This is a genomic window from Salinivibrio sp. IB574 (assembly GCF_001996205.1).
Lineage (GTDB): Bacteria > Pseudomonadota > Gammaproteobacteria > Enterobacterales > Vibrionaceae > Salinivibrio > Salinivibrio proteolyticus.
On sequence record NZ_MUFN01000032.1, the window covers coordinates 1 to 19,210 of the forward strand.

General features: G+C 48.1%; 17 protein-coding genes and 1 pseudogene. 15 read left to right on the top strand and 3 right to left on the bottom strand.

All coding sequences use genetic code 11. The features are described from left to right. The first annotated feature begins 278 nt into the window (after nt 1-278). The 5 genes from BZJ17_RS13970 (at nt 279) to BZJ17_RS13990 (ending at nt 5,910) form a co-directional block, all read left to right on the top strand. Nucleotides 279-818, top strand: a complete 540-nt coding sequence (locus tag BZJ17_RS13970; RefSeq protein ID WP_077641120.1) for an isochorismatase family protein — start codon at nt 279-281, stop codon at nt 816-818. A gap of 164 nt (nt 819-982) precedes the next feature. Next, entirely contained in the window at nt 983-1,978 is a 996-nt protein-coding gene (locus BZJ17_RS13975) for an ABC transporter substrate-binding protein (protein WP_077641121.1), read from the top strand. Between the two features lie 62 nt (nt 1,979-2,040). Then, nucleotides 2,041-2,937 (top strand): proline/glycine betaine ABC transporter permease, encoded by an 897-nt coding sequence (locus BZJ17_RS13980; protein ID WP_077457908.1) that lies wholly within the window; start codon nt 2,041-2,043, stop codon nt 2,935-2,937. Beyond that, the gene (locus tag BZJ17_RS13985; protein WP_077641122.1) at nt 2,930-4,156 is read left to right on the top strand and encodes a glycine betaine/L-proline ABC transporter ATP-binding protein; all 1,227 of its coding nucleotides are present in this window, start codon (nt 2,930-2,932) and stop codon (nt 4,154-4,156) included. Before BZJ17_RS13980 ends, BZJ17_RS13985 begins: the two co-directional genes overlap by 8 nt. A gap of 155 nt (nt 4,157-4,311) precedes the next feature. Continuing rightward, nucleotides 4,312-5,910 (top strand): methyl-accepting chemotaxis protein, encoded by a 1,599-nt coding sequence (locus tag BZJ17_RS13990; RefSeq protein WP_077641123.1) that lies wholly within the window; start codon nt 4,312-4,314, stop codon nt 5,908-5,910. A gap of 49 nt (nt 5,911-5,959) precedes the next feature. Here BZJ17_RS13990 and metC read toward each other — a convergent pair. Beyond that, nucleotides 5,960-7,155: pseudogene (gene metC, locus BZJ17_RS13995) on the bottom strand (cystathionine beta-lyase). A gap of 268 nt (nt 7,156-7,423) precedes the next feature. Here metC and BZJ17_RS17225 point away from each other — a divergent pair. Continuing rightward, nucleotides 7,424-7,597, top strand: coding sequence for a hypothetical protein (locus tag BZJ17_RS17225; protein WP_198534172.1), 174 nt, complete (start codon nt 7,424-7,426; stop codon nt 7,595-7,597). A 337-nt stretch (nt 7,598-7,934) separates the two neighbouring features. On the opposite strand, the gene BZJ17_RS14005 is transcribed toward BZJ17_RS17225, so the two are convergent. Both BZJ17_RS14005 and BZJ17_RS14010 read right to left on the bottom strand, forming a co-directional pair. Then, nucleotides 7,935-8,429, bottom strand: a complete 495-nt coding sequence (locus tag BZJ17_RS14005) for an NfeD family protein (RefSeq protein WP_069589814.1) — start codon at nt 8,427-8,429, stop codon at nt 7,935-7,937. Nucleotide 8,430: 1 nt separating this feature from the next. Next, complete coding sequence (locus BZJ17_RS14010; protein WP_077641125.1) at nt 8,431-9,378, bottom strand: slipin family protein; 948 nt, start codon at nt 9,376-9,378, stop codon at nt 8,431-8,433. A 327-nt stretch (nt 9,379-9,705) separates the two neighbouring features. Between BZJ17_RS14010 and BZJ17_RS14015 the strand changes: the two genes are divergently transcribed. The 9 genes from BZJ17_RS14015 to BZJ17_RS14055 all read left to right on the top strand — a co-directional run bounded on the left by BZJ17_RS14015 (nt 9,706) and on the right by BZJ17_RS14055 (nt 19,062). Next, complete coding sequence (locus tag BZJ17_RS14015; protein ID WP_069589811.1) at nt 9,706-9,912, top strand: cold-shock protein; 207 nt, start codon at nt 9,706-9,708, stop codon at nt 9,910-9,912. 166 nt (nt 9,913-10,078) lie between these two features. Beyond that, entirely contained in the window at nt 10,079-11,077 is a 999-nt protein-coding gene (locus BZJ17_RS14020) for a bacteriohemerythrin (protein WP_077641126.1), read from the top strand. A 359-nt stretch (nt 11,078-11,436) separates the two neighbouring features. Then, complete coding sequence (ectA, locus tag BZJ17_RS14025; RefSeq protein WP_077457896.1) at nt 11,437-11,994, top strand: diaminobutyrate acetyltransferase; 558 nt, start codon at nt 11,437-11,439, stop codon at nt 11,992-11,994. A gap of 11 nt (nt 11,995-12,005) precedes the next feature. Beyond that, nucleotides 12,006-13,283 carry a diaminobutyrate--2-oxoglutarate transaminase gene (ectB, locus tag BZJ17_RS14030; RefSeq protein ID WP_077457894.1) on the top strand — a complete coding sequence of 426 codons (1,278 nt, stop codon included), beginning with the start codon at nt 12,006-12,008 and terminating at the stop codon, nt 13,281-13,283. 45 nt (nt 13,284-13,328) lie between these two features. After that, nucleotides 13,329-13,718, top strand: coding sequence for an ectoine synthase (locus tag BZJ17_RS14035; protein WP_077457892.1), 390 nt, complete (start codon nt 13,329-13,331; stop codon nt 13,716-13,718). Between the two features lie 78 nt (nt 13,719-13,796). After that, nucleotides 13,797-15,224, top strand: coding sequence for an aspartate kinase (locus tag BZJ17_RS14040; protein WP_077641127.1), 1,428 nt, complete (start codon nt 13,797-13,799; stop codon nt 15,222-15,224). 212 nt (nt 15,225-15,436) lie between these two features. Further along, complete coding sequence (locus tag BZJ17_RS14045) at nt 15,437-16,072, top strand: LysE family translocator (protein ID WP_077641128.1); 636 nt, start codon at nt 15,437-15,439, stop codon at nt 16,070-16,072. Nucleotides 16,073-16,456: 384 nt separating this feature from the next. Then, complete coding sequence (locus BZJ17_RS14050; RefSeq protein ID WP_131826811.1) at nt 16,457-17,500, top strand: GGDEF domain-containing protein; 1,044 nt, start codon at nt 16,457-16,459, stop codon at nt 17,498-17,500. Nucleotides 17,501-17,532: 32 nt separating this feature from the next. After that, nucleotides 17,533-19,062, top strand: coding sequence for a bifunctional GNAT family N-acetyltransferase/carbon-nitrogen hydrolase family protein (locus BZJ17_RS14055; protein WP_077641130.1), 1,530 nt, complete (start codon nt 17,533-17,535; stop codon nt 19,060-19,062). Nucleotides 19,063-19,210: the final 148 nt, after the last annotated feature.

A 19,210-nucleotide genomic window follows, 5' to 3' on the forward strand; every position in this document is an offset into this window, starting at 1 on the left:
GCTGGCAATGCGCGCCATACTGCCATCCAATAGGGAGACAGATCTGCCAAGAACAGTGCCACAGCGGAGTAGGTGCTCCCCCAAAAAATCGGTGCCAACACCGCAATCAAATAATGCATACCTTGCCCTCACTTATCTTAATGTGAAGATATATTAGTACTCCAATTGATTTATATCAAGTATCTTTATGTGATGATAATAACTTGTGCGATGGACCTCGGCGAGAAAAAATCCGTCCTGCTACGCTTATTACTTCGTGAAAACAAAAGGATAGTGTGATGATTAATACAGAAAATGCTGTCGTCATTCTGATTGACGTACAAGGAAAACTGGCGCAAAAAGTGGTAAATAGCGATGCGCTACACCAAAAGACCGCGCAACTGCTTCGCGCCTGTCAGCATTTTGATGTGCCCGTTATTTGGATGGAGCAATTGCCAGATAAACTCGGCCCAACTTCTCCATCGCTCGCCGCGCTATTGCCTGATAACACTCCGATTGCGAAGCAAACCTTCAGCGCTTACGCCCATCCCGATGTGCAGCAACAACTAACAACGCTCAACCGTAAACAAGTGATTTTATGTGGCATCGAAACGCACATTTGTGTCTACCAAACCGCTTGCGACCTCTTACGTGCTCATTATCATGTTCACGTGGCAGTCGACGCGACGTCTTCGTGCCATGCCAACCACCATCAAGCAGGCCTGAGCATGATGCAACAACATGGTGCATGGATAACCGTGGTTGAGTCTTTATTATTCGAGTGGCAACAACAAGCCGGTGGCGACGACTTCAAGCGCTTTTTATCGTTGATCAAATAAGCGCAGGTCAGCGCCATGGGAAGCCTTCTACTTCTTTGACCGATGCTTGTGGTAATTTCGACCGAGCGCGGCACATCGTGATCCATCTGACGTGCCATGCACTAACAATTTGGTTAGTGGTCTAATATTATTGGGAATGCGTGTAAAAGAAGAAGGGAAGCACTATGTACAAGCGAATCATTGCCGCCAGCCTGTTAGCGGTAGGCGCGCTACCTGTGAATGCGGATGATCACACCTGTGGCAAAGTGACCATTGCCGATATGAACTGGAACTCTGCAAGCTTAATTGCCAATATCGACCGTTTTATTCTCGAGCATGGTTACGGATGTGACGCAGAGCTGGTGCCGGGTGACACCATGCCGACCGGTACCTCGATGGTCGAAAAAGGAGAGCCCGATATTGCGCCGGAATTTTGGAGCAACTCAATGCGTGAAGGGCTGCAACGTGGCATCGACGAGGGTCGGATTCGCTATGCAGGCAAAGCCTTGATTGACGGCGGTGAAGAAGGATTCTGGGTGCCGCAATATCTCGTCGATGACTACCCTGAGCTGAAAACCATTTCGGGGGTGAAGGCTAATGCCGAACTATTTACTCACCCTGAAGACCCCTCTAAATCTGCATTCTATGGCTGCCCCGCCGGTTGGAATTGCCAGATCACGTCAACCAACCTCTTTCGCGCCCTCAACCTTGCTGATAGCGGCTTTGAAATGGTTGACCCGGGCTCTGGCGCTGGCTTAGCGGGTTCGATCGCCAAAGCTTATGAACGCCAAGAACCTTGGTTCGGGTATTACTGGGCGCCTACGGCCGTGCTCGGCAAATATGACATGGTCAAAATAGACTTTGAATCCGGCACCGATATTGATCACTACAAACAATGTGTGACCGCGAATGACTGTCTCAACCCAAGGGTCACTATGTATCCCGCAGCTGATGTTGATACCGTGATCACCGAACGCTTCGCAAAGCGTGCACCAGACGCCGTGGCTTATCTAGAAACACGAGGCTTTACTAACGATCAAATGAATACACTGCTTGCCTGGATGGAAGAAAACCAGGCCGATGGCGAATATGCTATGACACACTTTTTAATTGAGCACCCTGAGATCTGGACATCATGGGTGTCCGACGATGTCGCCGATAAAATCAACAATGCACTTTAACCTCACTCAGCGCAGTCTTTGGCTGCGCTGCGCTTTCCCCGCAGTAAAGGAACCCCCTGAAAATGGCAAATTCATGGCTAACTGATGTGCCTGAAATGAGCAGACGAGATCTGCTTGAAATACGTAAAACCCTCGACGGTGCCTATCGCAGCTTCTCCCGTGAATACGGCGAATCTATCGAGTCTTTTTTCGACCCCTTACTTAACTTTCTGGTTTGGTTCGAAGATTTGTTACTGTCGACACCGTGGTGGTTAGTGATCGCAATTCTGGCCGGCATTGCCTATCTGGCCAGCCGCTCTTGGAAGCTTCCCCTAGCTGTGGTGGTCGCATTCACTGCCATCGGCTATCTAGGGATGTGGGAAGATACCATGAGCACCATGAGTATTATTCTCGTCTGTACTCTGCTTGCTATTGGTGTCGGTGTACCGATTGGGATAGCCATGTCGAAGTCAGACCGTACCCAAGCGATCGTCACGCCACTTTTGGATGTGATGCAAACCATGCCGGCATTCGTCTATCTGATTCCGGTGGTCATGTTGCTTGGGATCGGGAAAATTCCCGGCGTCATTGCCGTGGTGATTTATGCCATTCCGCCGGTGATCCGATTGACCAATTTAGGCATCCGATTGGTCGATAAAGATGTTCTCGAAGCCGCTACCGCCTACGGTGCCAGCGGCATGCAGCGGCTTTTCCAAGTTCAGCTCCCCTTGGCAATGCCCACCATTATGGCCGGTATTAACCAAACCATCATGATGGCCTTGGCCATGGTTGTTATCGCATCCATGATTGGTGTGGCAGGCTTGGGACAACCCGTTCTCAAATCTATTACTAATCAATACTTTACCCTAGGTCTTCTGAACGGTTTAGCCATTGTCGCGCTCGCCATCATTTTTGACCGCGTTTCACAAAGCTACGCCAAACGTGCGCAGCAGCATTTAAAAGGAAGTGAGCATGACTGAGCCAACCCATGACACGCTGATTGAAATTGAAGGCCTGTACAAGGTGTTTGGTAAACACCCTCACAAAGTGATGGCCAGTGTGAAAGACGGAAAAAGCAAAGATGACTTGCTTCAGCAAACTGGGCATACCATTGGGTTAAGTGATATCAACCTCTCGATTCGACGCGGTGAAGTCTTCGTGATCATGGGCCTATCGGGGTCAGGGAAGTCGACCCTTATCCGTCACTTTAACCGTCTGATTGATCCTACCGAGGGCGCGATTCGCATTGAGGGTACGGATATTATGCAATTCTCTCAACAAGAGTTGCAGCAATTCCGCCGTCATAAAATGTCGATGGTCTTTCAACGATTTGGCTTATTACCGCACCGGACCGTTAAAGAAAATGTCGCGTTTGGATTACACATTCAAGGCGTGGCCAAAAAGGACCGCGATGCCACAGCCCAACAGTGGTTATCAACCGTTGGTTTGGAGGGTTACGCGGACCAATACCCTGCGCAATTGTCAGGGGGCCAACAGCAACGAGTAGGACTCGCGCGTGCTTTATGTACCGATGCCGATATATTGCTCATGGACGAAGCCTTCTCTGCGCTGGACCCGCTTATTCGCAGCGAGATGCAAGATCAATTGATTGAGTTACAAGAGAAGCTCCATAAGACCATTGTGTTTATTACGCATGATCTGGATGAAGCCTTACGCTTGGGCGATCGCATTGCGATTTTGCGCGATGGTAAACTCGTACAGGTTGGCGAGCCCGTCGATATTCTATTGCGTCCAGCAGATGACTATGTGGAAGCCTTTGTCAAAGATGTGAATCGCGCTCGCGCGCTTACGGTGGAGACGGTGATGCAGCCGCAGATTTGTCGCATAAGCGCCAATACCATTGGCGATGCCATCACGCAAATGCGTCAACAGAAAGCTAGCTATGGCTATTATGTCACCGAGGATGGCTATCAGGGCACACTGAGCGAAAAAGCGCTCAGTAAAGCTGATCCCAGTACACAAATTGATGCCAGCATGATTGAAGATGTGCCTGCTATCGACCAAGACTCCTTGCTTGAACAAGTGATCCCAGACACGCTGGCATCGAAATGGCCGCTTCCTGTTTTTGATAAAGAAGGGGAGTTGATTGGCCACCTTTCGCGCCAAACGGTTGCCACGATTCTCAGCGAGAAAGCCGCGTCCACAAGGGATCCTGACTCGCCCGCGATTGCGAGTTAACCGGTGACAGCGGCTATTGGGTTAGCCGCTGTGTTCATTAAACTAAACAGTGATATCGGTCGCAAATCACACTATTGAGACAGGTGTCATTCCCCTGCAACAGTCGCTGCCTAACCTGCCCCTCATCCGAACATGAGTAGTTGGTAGGAAACAACATGAGTGTACGACAGCGACTGTTAATCGCATTTTCCCTCTTTATTGCATCCACGATTGGGCTAGGAAGCTTATCGCTGTGGATTTCATCCCGCTCTGCGCAAGCCTCTTCGGAGTATGTCAATCAGCAGCTGCCTGAAGTCTGGGCGTTGCTCGCGCTGGAGCGCGATCACCGCAACTTGGTCAACTTATCGCAAAAAATCAAAGCACAGTTGCTGTTCTGGAATGAAATTCAGCCGCAGTTTGAACAACTTCATCAAAACTATCAGCAAAGCTGGCAAGCACTCTCTCACTCTCCGTCGCTCGCAACCTGGCGCGCGCAGCATCAAGCCGATAAACAGGCATTCGATGACTATCTCGCCCAGCTAGAAAAAACCATCGCGGCCAAAAGCTTCTATGATGCGGGGAGATTGGTCGACTTTGATATGTATCCGGCCGTTGATCCTATGCTGCTCGCTATCAACGAGAAGCTGACCGAAAGACAAGCTCATGCGAAACACTCTGCAAGCGGGCTGATCACCTTTCTAAACCAACAAGCGCATACCGTGTATATTGGTTGTGGCGCCACCTTACTCTTAGCATTGATATTGATGACATGGTTGCGCAAAACTGTGGTGGTTCGCTTGGATCATATTGCTAATGCCTTAACAGATATTGACCAGCGCTCCGATCTGAGCACCCGTCTCACCGATAGGTACAGTGATGAAGTCAGTGCAGTCGCGCGGGCCTCTAATAACTTACTCGACAAGTTCTCGCATTTTGTCACTGACATTCAATCGCGAACCGCCGAGTTAGATGGTCAATCTGACACGCTCGATACCCAAAGCAAACAAGTCGCACAGATTAACCAGCAGACCCGTCGTCAAGTCGACGACGTCGCCCAATCTCTCAGCGTCATGGAGAGTGCCACTACAGAAATTGCCAGTGCCATTCATGATACACGCGAGTACATTAGCAAAGTGTCTCACGATAACGACGAGATCCAGCAACAAATGCGGGCTACCGACGCCGCTATCGCACACAGTGTGGGTATCGTGGAGGACGTATCGTCGACCATGGCAACACTGAAACAAACCAGTGAACAAATTGCAGGGGTCATGGATGTGATTGAGGGGATTGCGGAGCAAACTAACCTACTGGCATTAAATGCAGCCATTGAAGCCGCGCGTGCCGGCGAGCATGGCCGAGGGTTTGCGGTCGTTGCCGATGAGGTCCGAGGCCTGTCACAGCGCACGGCGCAATCGACCGGTGATATTCGCAATTGGATTAACGATCTCTTAGGACAAGTTGATACCGCCAGTTCACTGCTCACAGAAACACAAACGGCCAGTGCCTCCAACCAGCAAGCCAGCATTCGTCTTCAAGGCTTTCTCAGTGATATGCATGCCACATTCCAAGGCTTGGAACAGTTGAGTGCCGAGGTAGAAGCCGCACTGGCCTCACAGCACAAGGAGATAGAACATCTCACCGCCGGCCGTCGTGCGCTCAAGCAATGCAGCCAGTCACTCACTGAAGCCATCAATACCACCAGCGACGTCAGTGGCCAACTGAGTCATCAATCGAGTGCACTCACCACGCTGACCGACCAGTTCCAGACTTAAACCGACATCAAAAAGCCACCTTCATCAACTTAGGGTGGCTTATCCACTTTTACTGGGCCGATTTAATGCGTTCAAAGCCTGCTGCTAAGTCAGTGATCAAATCCTCTACCGCTTCCAAACCAATGTGCACACGGACTAAGGTGCCACTGAAACTTACCTTACCGGCAGGACGAATACGGTTGAGTTGTTCAGGTTGATTGGTCAACAGCAACGACTCAAATCCACCCCATGAGTACGCCATGCTGAAATGCTGTAAATGATCACAGAACGCTTCCAGCTGTGCATCGGTAAGTCTTTGGTCAAAAACAAACGAAAACAAGCCATTACTCCCAGAAAAGTCTCGCTCAAAAAAGACATGTCCGGGGCAATCAGAAAACGCAGGGTGAAGGACATGCGCGACTTCTGGCTGCTCTTTTAGCCATTGCGCAATTTGTAGAGCACTTTGTTGGTGTTGCTTTAAACGCACGCCTAGGGTACGCAACCCTCTTGCCGCTTGATATGCCGTCTCGGCATCAATGGTTTGCCCCATCAAATAAGCACGTTCTCGTAGCTGCGGCCAACAGCGACGATTCGCTACCGCGGTGCCGAGCATATGATCGGAGTGACCAATAATGTACTTGGTACCCGATTGGACCGAAATATCGACCCCATGCGTTAAAGGCTGATATAAAACGCCAGCGGCCCAGGTGTTATCCATCATAATGATCGTGTCTGGGGCTTTGGCGCGAATCGCTTGCACCATGGCAGGCGTATCATGGACTTCCATGGTGTACGACCCAGGCGACTCGAGAAACACAATCCGAGTATTAGGCCGAATACGCTCAACGATTTGGGCTCCTTCAAGCGGATCGAAAAACTCAGTCTCAATCTGCATATCGGCAAGGATAGTTTGGCAAAAGTCTTGTGTGGGCTCGTAAGCCGAGCCAGTCACCAGAATATGGTCGCCCGTTTCACAAATGCCAAGATACTGTTGGCAATGGCTGCGGCGCCACATGGAAACAACGCACACCCTTCACCTTGTTCGAGCTCTGTCATCGCATCTTGCAGGGCAAAATGCGTCTGGGTGCCACGGCGGCCATAAAACAAGGTGTGCTGGTGTCGATGCGCAATCGCATGTTTTTTGTCGGCGAGCGTGTCAAAAACAATGGAGGAAGCACGTTGGATCACAGGGTTCACACCTTGTTGGGTATAACGTTTGTCGCGCCCCGCGTGAATCAATTGCGTGCTCAGGTATTTTTTTTCCATAATTCCTTACCCAAATATTTGCTCCATGGATACCTTACCCTAAGCATTATTTCTTTAGCAGTAAAGACATTTAGCCATCTATTTAAACAGATTCAACCACTCGTCTCCTTGTTATTTATGGCATGGATGACGAAGCCCCGCGGCTACAATGTCGAATTGTATGCAAATAACTGTTTAGATCACTAAACAGATCACAAATTAATCACAATAGGTGGAAAAGCGTAGCAAGTGTATATACATTGTATATCCAAACGATAGGCAAATGCAGATGACAAAAAAAGAAAAAAGAAAAAAAGACAGTCAGTTACTCATTCGTATTAATAGTGAGCAACGCGATGCCTTCTTGTCAAAATGTGAAGATCTCGACACATCAGCCGCTAGAGAGATCCGTCGATTTATCAAACAATTTTTAAAAGAACACGAAGAAAAAAAGAGCTCATAATCACAGTCTTAGGTGCAACTTGCCGGCACCTGTCCACGGCATTGAAGCCGTATTGCGGTGGCGAAAACACCGGCAATGACATAGAAAGGAGAAAACCGATGGCTAAAGCATCAAAGAAAGATCTGAAAAAATCGATCAAAAAGACCAAAGCAAAAGTTGCTAAACAAGAAAGCAAACTGAAAAAGCTGAAAAAACAGCTGAAAAAAGCCTAAATACAGCGCCTCCACTTATCGAGGCACTCGGTTAGCTAGGCATAGCGCGTATCACGCGAAAAAGCTCGGGACATGATGCCCGAGCTTTTTGTTTGGCTCAATTAAACCAGAATGGCAAACAACGCCTAGTGGCTCGACTCCGCTTCACCGGCCGGTTCTACCGTAAAGCGACCGACATCAACACCGATCACCCGTACTTTGTCGCCTGCTTGCAAGCTCGCATCATGACAGCTGCCACTGAGTACCAACTGCCACGTCACACCCGAATACTTAATTGTCGCTGGATGTGCGGACGTTAACGGCTCAGTCAATGTCAGCGTCAAACCAATAAAGTCACTGTGCGTATTGTCAGGACTACGTGCACCACGTTGTAGCCGCTTTAACGGCTGCCACAGCGCGGCGGTTAACAGCCCAGCCCCGATCCCGGTTGCGCTGAACATCACGGTCACAGTCTCCGGCAGCACTCCAAGCATCGCTAAAAGCCCTGCTAGTACCGCAGCAACCCCGGTCGCCAGTAATACGATGGTCGATAAGCCCAGCAACCACACTTCGACCACGAGCAGTAACAGCCCGATAATCATCGTCATCTCAGCTAGATGGGTGGTAAACCAGTTGTGCATATTAGCCTTTCACTTTGTTCAGTGTTTGAATAATGGTCATCGCTTCAGCAACCGTACTCGCCGCGCCGGTCCCCGACTCTGGGAGCAATACGACAGAAGACTCTTTCGCGATCGCTTCTTTCGCACGGATGGCTTTTTCTGCCAAGTCTAACTGGATGGCTTTCTGGCCTTCTTCCGTGATCGCTCGTGAACCGACAATTTCAAGCGCTTCAGCTTGTGCTTCCGCGACCGCGATAATCGCTTTAGCTTCACCTTCCGCTTTCAAGATCTGCTCAGACTTTTCCGCTTCCGCGGCAAGCACGCGTGCTTGTTTTTGCCCTTCTGCAACGTTGATATCCGACTGACGTGCCCCTTCTGACTCAAGGATCACCGCACGTTTTTCACGTTCGGCTTTCATTTGACGCTCCATCGCATCCAATACTGAACGCGGCGGATCAATATCCTTAATTTCATAGCGGAGGACTTGTACGCCCCAAGGCTGAGCAGCTTCGTTAATCGCTGAGACGATTGCCGTGTTGAGGCTTTCACGCTCCTCGAAGGTCTTATCCAATTCCATCTTACCCACTTCACTACGCATTGTGGTTTGCGCCAGTTGGGTCACGGAGTAGATATAGTCATCGACGCCGTAGCAAGCTTTGTAAGGATCCAGCACTTTGATATAAAGCACACCATCTACGACTAGAGAGATGTTGTCTCGGGTAATGGCCGACTGACTCGGCACATCGAACGCTTGCTCTTTTAGCGTACGTTCATAGGCTAGACGGTCGATAAAAGGCACAATAAAGTTCAAGCCCGCTTCCATCGTTTTGTAATATTTACCAAAACGCTCAATCACATAGGCGGTGTTTTGCGGAACAAACTTTACCGAGCCACGCAAGAAAACAATCACTAGGATTGCGAGTACAATCCAAACGCTAAACGCGCTAGTAAGAGAGACCATTTCGTTCATTAGGGTTCCTATCAGTAGAGGATCGACAAACAGCAAACGCGCTGCTACTCGTAGAAAGCATTAAGAGTACGTCAATGTCGATGAAAAAAGACAGCGTCCGACAGCATCTTTGACATCCGTCCCAATACAGCACGCGGTTTTCGCTATTGATTTGCTTAACCCTGACAAAAATCTCGGCGCTTGATCTCACTTTCAATCATTCACTCAAAATAAACCGGATATAAAGTGCGAAAAGAGATTTACCTCACATTCTTTTGCGTGTGCCCATAGAACGATTAATGGCACTCGCGTCACTGCTACACCTAGTTAATATATTCAGGAGACATCATGTCTAAAGCTAATGGTACCGTTAAGTGGTTTAACGAAGAAAAAGGTTTCGGTTTTATCCAGCAAGAGAACGGTCCAGACGTATTCGTTCACTTCCGCGCCATCGTTGGTGAAGGCTTCCGCACTCTAGCAGAAGGCCAACAGGTTGAGTTCGATATCGAGCAAGGTCAAAAAGGCCCACAGGCAGCGAACGTAACTCGCCTGTAAGCTAAACCAGATTTAAGAAGAAAAGGCGCCTGTTTAGGCGCCTTTTTTTGTATGCGTAATCTCTCACTCCCCACAAAAACGTATAAAAAATTCAACAAATCACTCAGCAGCAAAACTCGCCGTTTACTATGCTTCTAAGACGGTTAGCGCTTTGGCAGGAGGGAGTATGCTATCTCGGTGTTTAGTGGTAGATGATCATGAGATGATTCGAGATACCATAGGTTTGATGGCACAAGCGCTAGGGATTAAATCAGTTATCACGGCAGCAGATGGCGCTGAAGCCATATCAAAGGCCTTTCACGAACAACCTAGTTTAATTATCACCGACCTACAGATGGAGCCCATCGATGGCTTGGAGATGCTTAGGCTTATCCGTAGCGGCCGCTACCACCTACAGCACGATATCCCAATCATCATTCTCACCGCTAATGCCTCTCAGGCAGTGATTAGCGAATGCATCCGTTATGATGTTGACGCATTCATGGTCAAGCCAGTTAGAAAACAAGACCTCGAAAATCGCGTTCAACAGCTAGCCAAAGACACCAAATCCAAAAAGCCACCTAAGTACTACTTTGAAATGTATCAGGCCGATCCAGCTAAATCGACCGATTTTGAGCACAATGGTGCTGTTGTCTTCACTGAAGAAGAACAGGAGAAAATCGAAAGAATTACAGACACAAGCTCGACAATTGATACAACAGCACCGAATGTTACCCCTGAACATCCAACAGCAGAGGGCAAAGACAGAAAGTTCATTCGTTGGCAGGACAAATACTCTGTTGGGCACCCAGACCTCGATGCCAGCAATAAGCAATTACTGGCTATCATCAATGACACCTATGAGGCTATCGCGTATCACCATGCAGATGGTGAAAAAGGAGATTTTGATGACCTTGCCCAGCGGTTTCGAGACTACATTGTGTCCCACTTCCAGCGAGAAGAAGACATTCTTCACGATCTCGCCTATCCCAAATACAAAGAACATGCAGCCATCCATGAGCGTTTATCACGGCAAGCACATTATGTGTTACTTCAGTGTCAGGCGGATCCTGAACTGTACTCTTCAGAGTTTTTCAAGTTTTTGCGTTACTGGTGGGTACACCACGTAGTAAAAGAAGACAGACAATATCGTGAATTCCTTAGCCAATCGCCTCAATCCGCCTAGTCTCCCTATTAGATTCACAAGCAGCAAAGGTGACTAGGCTTTTTTGTCTAGCAAAACCTCTTTTGTGTCTATTTTTAAGGCCAGTCTTTTCACCTCATTCAACTCCAACTGAGACGAAGTCCAAGCCGCTCCCCCATCTTTGTGGCATGAGTCACACTAGATTGAGAACCGCCAATACATTTAGGCCAGTAAATGTTACGCATCAAAGCATTATGGTTAGCAAAAAATTTAACATTAATAAAATCCATATATATCAATTATATATAAGATAATGACAAATCAATTAGCGAAATCCGGGGTTGATAAACAAAATCCAGCGCCTATTATGTATAACGAATTCGTTAGAGCACAAAACAATTATGTGGCGATCAAAAACGACAGATACGGCAGTTCTTGAAAACGAAGTCCTTGACCGTAAACAGATAAAACCGAGCACGCGGTTTGTGTTTCGTAAACCATCGATTCGTGATGGTGGCGACATCTATCGATTAATCACTCAGTGCCCTCCGTTGGATGTGAACTCCGCCTACTGCAACTTCTTACAGGCAACGCACTTTAAAGAGACCTGTGTTGTGGCAGAGCGTGACGGCGACATTCACGGCTTCGTCTCTGGCTACATTCGTCCAGAGCAACCAGACACATTTTTTGTGTGGCAGGTAGCCGTATCGCCCAAAGCACGTGGAGAAGGGCTTGCCCTTTCAATGGTCGAAGCGTTACTGGCGCGCAAAGTGTCACAAGACATCCGATTCATTGAAACCACGATCACAGAAGACAACGCCGGATCTTGGGCGCTGTTCAAAAAGGTAGACCGCCTCTACGGTACAGGTGGTCAGCGCTCAGTGTTCCTTGATGAACAAGAGCACTTTAACGGTGAACATGACACCGAATACCTTTTCCGAATTCCACTCAAAAAATAACAGGATGAGTTATGGATATCTTTAAATCGCAGGAGTCAAATGTTCAATGTTACGCCAACAACTTCCCCGTCGTGTTTGAAAGCGCGAAGGGCTGTTGGATCACTGGCGTTGACGGCAAGCGCTACCTCGATTTTCTTGCTGGCGCCGGTTCGCTTAACTATGGACACAATAACCCGACGCTGAAAAAAGCGCTGATTGAGTACATCGAGAAAGATGGGATTACCCACGGCTTGGATATGCACACCGGTGCAAAAGCACGCTTTCTCGAGGTATTTAAAGAGCACATCTTGGCACCACGTAACTTGGACTATAAATTCCAGTTCACGGGTCCAACCGGTACAAATGCTGTTGAAGCGGCGATGAAGCTGGCACGAAAAGTGACAGGTCGCCCAAACATCGTTTCATTTACGAACGGCTTCCACGGCTGCACATATGGCGCACTCGCTGTGACCGGTAATCATCACCATCGCGGTGGCGGCGGTATGCCAGTGAATAATGCGGTAACACGTATCCCGTATGACGGCTATGCCGATGTCGACGGTCTCACACTGTTCGAAACCATGCTAAACGATGCCTCAAGCGGTCTAACAGGTGGAGATAAACCCGCTGCAGTCTTGCTTGAAGTCGTTCAAGGTGAAGGCGGTCTCAATGCGGCTTCCAATGAATGGCTGCAACGCCTAGAAAGCATCTGTAAAGAACATGGCATCTTGATGATCGTCGATGATATTCAAGCTGGCTGTGGTCGTACTGGTACTTTCTTTAGCTTTGAGCCATCAGGTATCAACCCAGATATCGTGACCTTGTCGAAGTCGATTGGTGGTTATGGCCTACCAATGGCACTGGTTCTACTGAAACCTGAGCTGGATCAATGGGCACCTGGCGAACATAACGGTACATTCCGTGGTAACAGCCATGCGTTTGTGACAGCCGCAGAAGCGATTGAAACTTACTGGCTAGATGATCAGTTCCAAACCCATATCCAAGCGCGTGCTGATCAACTCAATAAAGTGTTGAAAGACGTCTTAGCGAAAAATGGTGACCTGTTCGACACCATCAAAGGTCGTGGCCTGATGCAGGGTATCGCATGTAAGAATGGTGATATCTCAGATGCCATCACAAGCCTTTGTTTCGAGCACGGTATGATCATCGAAACAGCTGGCCCTGATGATGAAGTGATCAAATTCTTCTCACCATTGACAGTCAGCGAAGCTGAAATGGAGAAAGGCCTGCAGATTTTTGTTAAGTCGGTTGAGCAATACAAAAAAGACAAATTGAAAAAAGCGTCTTAATTCAAAGCTCTCACCCACTAACAAACAGACGTATAAAGGATTGACATGATTGTTCGCACATTAGAAGAATGCCAAAACAGTGAACGCCGCGTAGTGGCTGAAAATTGGGAAAGTGTCCGTATGTTGTTGCGCGATGACAACATGGGCTTCTCATTCCACATTACTACTATTTACGCCAATACTGACACGCATATCCATTACCAGAATCACTTAGAGTCTGTGTATTGCATGTCAGGTGAAGGTGAGATTGAAACGACCGACGACGGTAAAGTGTATCCAATCAAACCTGGCACACTGTACATTCTTGACAAACATGACGAGCACCAGCTTCGCGCTAATAAGGGTGTTGATATGGTCATGGCCTGTGTCTTTAACCCACCGATTACTGGGCAAGAGACACATGACGAAAACGGTGTTTACCCTCTGGTCGATTAACCGTCTTGGGGCAGCGGGATGCTGCCCCTGTAAACCCAATCGACGACTTCAATTCATAAAAGCCCACAAGGAGCTCACATGAATCATACCGTTGAAAAGATCGGCGGTACATCAATGTCAGCGTTCGACGCTGTCATGGATAATATCTTTTTGTACCCGTCCAACCCTTATAACCGAATTTTTGTGGTTTCTGCTTATGCTGGCATCACGGATGCATTGCTGGAGTGTAAGCGGTCTGGCAAGCCGGGTATCTATCGCCTACTCGCCGCCAACAATCCGAAGTGGCGCGATGCCATGGAAGAGTTGGAACAACGTATGCTGCTCATTAACAGCAACATGTTCCCAGACCCTGTTTACCGCGAGCGTGCAGACAACTTCATTCGTCAACGTATGGAGAAGGCGCACAGCTGCATCGAAGGTATTCTCGAAACCTGTAACTATGGGCAGTTTTCTCTAGAAAGCTATTTGCCCCAAGTGCGCGAGTTCCTCTCGTCAATTGGCGAAGCTCACAGTGCGCACAACTCTTCTCTTTTGCTTGAGAGCGTGGGAATTAACTCACGGTTTGTTGACCTTTCTGGCTGGGACAACCCCGACGAAGCACAGGGTGATTTAAACACCGTTATTGCGCGCGCCATGGAAGATATCGATCTCAGCAATGAGCTGCCCATCGTTACCGGCTACGTATACTGCGATGAAGGGTTGATGAAAACATACGATCGCGGCTATAGCGAAATGACGTTCAGTCGTATTGCGGTATTGACCAAAGCAAGCGGCGCGGTGATCCACAAAGAGTATCATTTAAGCAGTGCTGATCCGCGTATCGTCGGTCCAGAACGCGTTCAGCCGATGGGCTTGAGCAACTACGACGTGGCTGATCAGCTTGCCAACTTGGGGATGGAAGCAATTCACCCTAATGCCGCATCAGGGATGCGCGCGGTCGGCATCGAACTTGTGGTGAAAAATACCTTCGAACCCGATCATCCAGGTACGGTGATTTCCCACAAATATCGTCCGAAAGACAATGAAATCGAGATCATTGCAGGTCGTGATAAAGTGCTAGCGCTGCATATCTTTGATCAATCAATGGTTGGCCATGTCGATCGCGTCAGCTACGACGTGATGGAAATTATTCGTGAGGAAAACGTTCAGCTAATCAGTAAAGAGATGAACGCCAACTCGATCACTTACTATTTGGATGGTAAGACCGCCAGCCAAGACAAAGTGATCAATCGCGTAGAGAAGCTATATCCTAAAGCGAAGATCACTGGCGAGATGGTTGCGTTGATTTCGGTCATTGGTAGCCGGATTGACTCCAACCAGACCATGAGCCGAGGTATGCTCGCACTACTGGACGCAGAAATTAATCCAAAAGCCGCACACTCCTCGATGCGTGACGTGGATGTACAGTACGTGGTACTGGATAAATTTTATCATGCGGCGATTTGCGCACTACACGCATGCTTTATTGAGAAACCGGCCCCAAAGCCGACCATCAAAGCCGCGTAACCGCAGCGCTAAGCGATTAATTGCTCAGTCAATTTTTCTACCATTAAACGCCTCTTTCGAGAGGCGTTTTTTTATGCTTATCACATTAAGTTTCCACGCCTGTTTACACTAATTTTAGTACTAATGATTATCATAATAGCGAAGTTCCGTTGATCCTTTTACCTAAGCGGGTAAAATGCCGCGTTTTATTTTGTCAGTGATACGCGCATTCCATGATTGATCCAACCTTACTCCCTGTTTATTTAACGGCCGTTGTGGCGCTGCTTCTTATCCCCGGTCCCGACATGCTACTTATCATTAGTGCAAGTCTTAGTTATGGAAAGCGAGTCGGGTTAGCAGCAAGTTTAGGGAATGCGACATCCGGATTGATTCTGACCCTCTTGGCTGCCACGGGCGTATCAGCGATGATCGCCATGTCGCCTATGGCGCTCACTGTTTTAAAGTACGTAGGCGCCGCTTATCTGATAAAAATGAGCATCGACACATGGCGAGCTTCGCCAACGGATAGTGAAGCACTTGCTCATCGTCAAAAGATGGGCAGACACCTTTATAAACGCGCGGTAATGACCAACTTACTCAACCCCAAGGCACTACTCTTTTTTGTTCTGTTTTTACCTCAGTTCATCTCGCAACAAATCCAAGCATCCTCAGGTATACAGTTATTGAGTCTTGGCCTATTGCTCAACATTCTTGGGTTAGTATTTAATGTCTTGCTTGTTGTGATAGTTGGTCGTCTAGGTAACGCTTTATTCACACGTCCTAGCGTTCAGAAATACCAGCATAAATTGATGGCGATCGTCTTTGCGATTCTAGCTATTTGGCTGTTTTTACAACAGAATAGTGTTTAGTCCTTTGTCTTCACGCCAAGGCATAAAAAATGCAACAAACCCTTGTGGTGCCATAAAATTTTACCTCGTTGTCTGGTATATTGTGCGCAAGCTCGTCTTCAACGCGCGAGCTTTCCTTGCCTAGCATCACGAGTTTAGGCTGTTATATCGGATGGATTCGAGTACGTGTTTGACCTTCATTTACCCACGCTAACACTAGCCTGCATCAGTATATTTTGGTTGCTGACTGTCGCGGTTTTATTGATCGGTTGGCAGTTTAATCAACACAGAGATATTAAGTTGTGGGGCTTGGGATGCTTGTTGATCTCAGCAGGCACATCTGTGTATAACCTCGGCAATAACACAGAGATATCAGGGCTCGTTTGGCTCGGTGTCGTAGCAGCCATGAGCGCCCAAGTTTTAATTTGGTGGGGTACCCAATCACTCGAAAAGCAGTCACCATGGTGGCGTGTCGGCGGGCTGGCCTTTACACTGGCTGTCGGGATATATTCATTACTCCTTGTCAATGATACGCCCCTTGCCATACGCATCAGTTTTTATTGCGTATTCTATGCGGTTATGCACCTGACAGTGCTTCGTCTATTGCTCAAAAGTCAGTATCGCTCGCGCACTGGCTATCGTTTGTATACCAGTATCGTTTCTATCCTACTGATTCTATATGGCCTACGCATCCAGTTTGCGTTTGATACACCATTCAACGAAACCACGCTGTCCCATCGCTATATCTTCGTCTACTACATGATTTTGATGGCCGAGTTCGTCAAATTTGTGACCTTTGTTTATCTTTGCTTTGAGCGACTCGAATACACCTTGTGCCAACTTGCTTTGCAAGACACGCTCACTCAGCTCCCCAATCGTCGTGCCTTTGTGACCCAAACCACTCAACGTCTTGAAGACGATACCGTTCACGCCTTGTTATTGGCAGACTTGGATAACTTTAAAAGTATCAACGACGTCTATGGCCATCTCGCCGGTGACCAAGTCCTGATCGCCTTTAGCCAGCATTTACAACACATCGCGCAACAAGAAGGCGCCTTGTGTGCGAGAACGGGCGGAGAAGAATTTATCCTGTTATTGAGTGGGAATTCAGTTAAACGCGTACAGCACATCGCATTACAGCTTCGCCGACAAATTGAAGCCTGCCAAGTCAGGACAGAACAAGGACATATCATTCGCTTTACCGTCAGTGTCGGTGTCGCTATCCATCGCCGCCATCAGCCTGTGACAATAAACCAGCTATTCGAATGTGCCGATGGCGCGCTTTATGAAGCAAAAGCACGTGGCCGGAATCGGATCGAATTTGCACTCACCGAGCATCACGCGGCGCCGTCAAGTGTCGCCCCCATGCGAGCCACAACCTCTGTTCCTTGCGAAGAGTCGAACACAGATCTTCCTAAACGTTATCTCACACGACAATCTTTGACATAATAAGGGTTCGGATATCCTAAGGAGATCATGTAATGGACGAAAATGCCGACACGCTGCTGAACTTGCGTGTGATAGAGGTAGCTGATTACCAACCACTTGCAGAACTGATGGATCTCGTTTTTCCCGATGTTGGGGGCGCGTGGCCCAAGAGTACTATCATGCAATTGGTGACCGCGTTTCCGGATGGACAAATCTGTATTGAAGACAATGGTAAGATTGTCGCCGCGGCACTCACGCTAAAAGTTGCTTATAACCGCTTTTCTCTTCCTCATACTTACGCGGATATCATCACCGATGATGGGGTGGTATTCCATGATGCCAAAGGGGATGCGCTGTACGGCCTCGATGTCTTTGTTCACCCTGATTATCGTGGTCACCGCTTGGGACGGCGGCTTTACGAAGCGCGTAAAGATCTCTGCCAAGCGCTTAACCTCAAAGCTATTCTTGCTGGTGGGCGGATTCCCGGTTATCACAAGCATAATGACCTGACGGTCACTGAATACATCAACAAAGTGCGTCGTAAAGAAATCCACGATCCGATTTTGTCGTTTCAGCTGTCAAATGACTTTGATGTGAAACGTTTGATGAACCGCTATCTCCCAGAGGATGGTAAATCCGCAGGTTATGCCACCCTGTTAGAGTGGGATAATTTCTTTTATGAAGAAGATGCCTCATCCGTCCACGATATAGAGAAGACCATTGTTCGTATTGGGGTGGTTCAATGGCAAATGCGTCATGTGCTCTCCGTCGATGATCTGCTGAATCAAGCGGAATTTTTTGTCTCATCGTTATCCAATTATCAATCGGACTTTGCCCTATTCCCTGAATTTTTCTGTGCGCCCTTAATGGGACTTGCTCCAGAAAAAGGCTCCGTCGAAGCGATCCGCTTTTTAAGTGAATTCACGCAGACAATTAAGCAACGCTTCTCGCAACTTGCCGTTACTTACAACATCAATATCATTGCAGGCAGTATGCCGGTACTAGAAGATGAAAAGTTGTATAATGTGTCATACCTGATGCATCGAGACGGCAGCATCGATGAACAGTACAAAATACATATCACGCCGCATGAACAGCGAGACTGGGTGATTGATGGCGGCGAAACCGTCAAAGTCATTGAAACCGATGCCGGGCGCGTGGGGATCCTTATTTGTTATGATGTCGAATTCCCTGAACTGGGACGCATCCTCGCGGAACAAGATGTGCAGATCCTCTTTGTTCCTTTCTGGACCGACACCAAAAACGGCTATCTACGCGTTCGTCTCTGCGCTCAAGCGCGCGCGATTGAAAACGAATGCTATGTCGCCATTGGAGGCAGCGTAGGCAACCTCCCTCGAGTAGATAACGTCGACATTCAGTATGCTGAGTCAGCAGTATTCTCGCCGTCTGATGTCTATTTCCCCCACGATGCCACTCTCGCCGAAGCGAATGCCAATACAGAAATGATGATCTTTGCGGATGTCGATTTAGACAAACTTAAAATGCTGCACGAGCGAGGTTCAGTCACCAACCTCAAGCACCGTCGACCAAAACTATATGCCAATCACCTGAGTCAGGAGTAAAGGCTTTTGCCCCGTAAATTGCGGGGCAAATCACTTCTATTTATTGGCCTTGCTCACACTGTGAACAAAAAAGAACACAACAAAAGCCTAACTTTTATGACACACCTGCCAATCACTAACTACCATTGATTAAAAAGCAACCAATTTG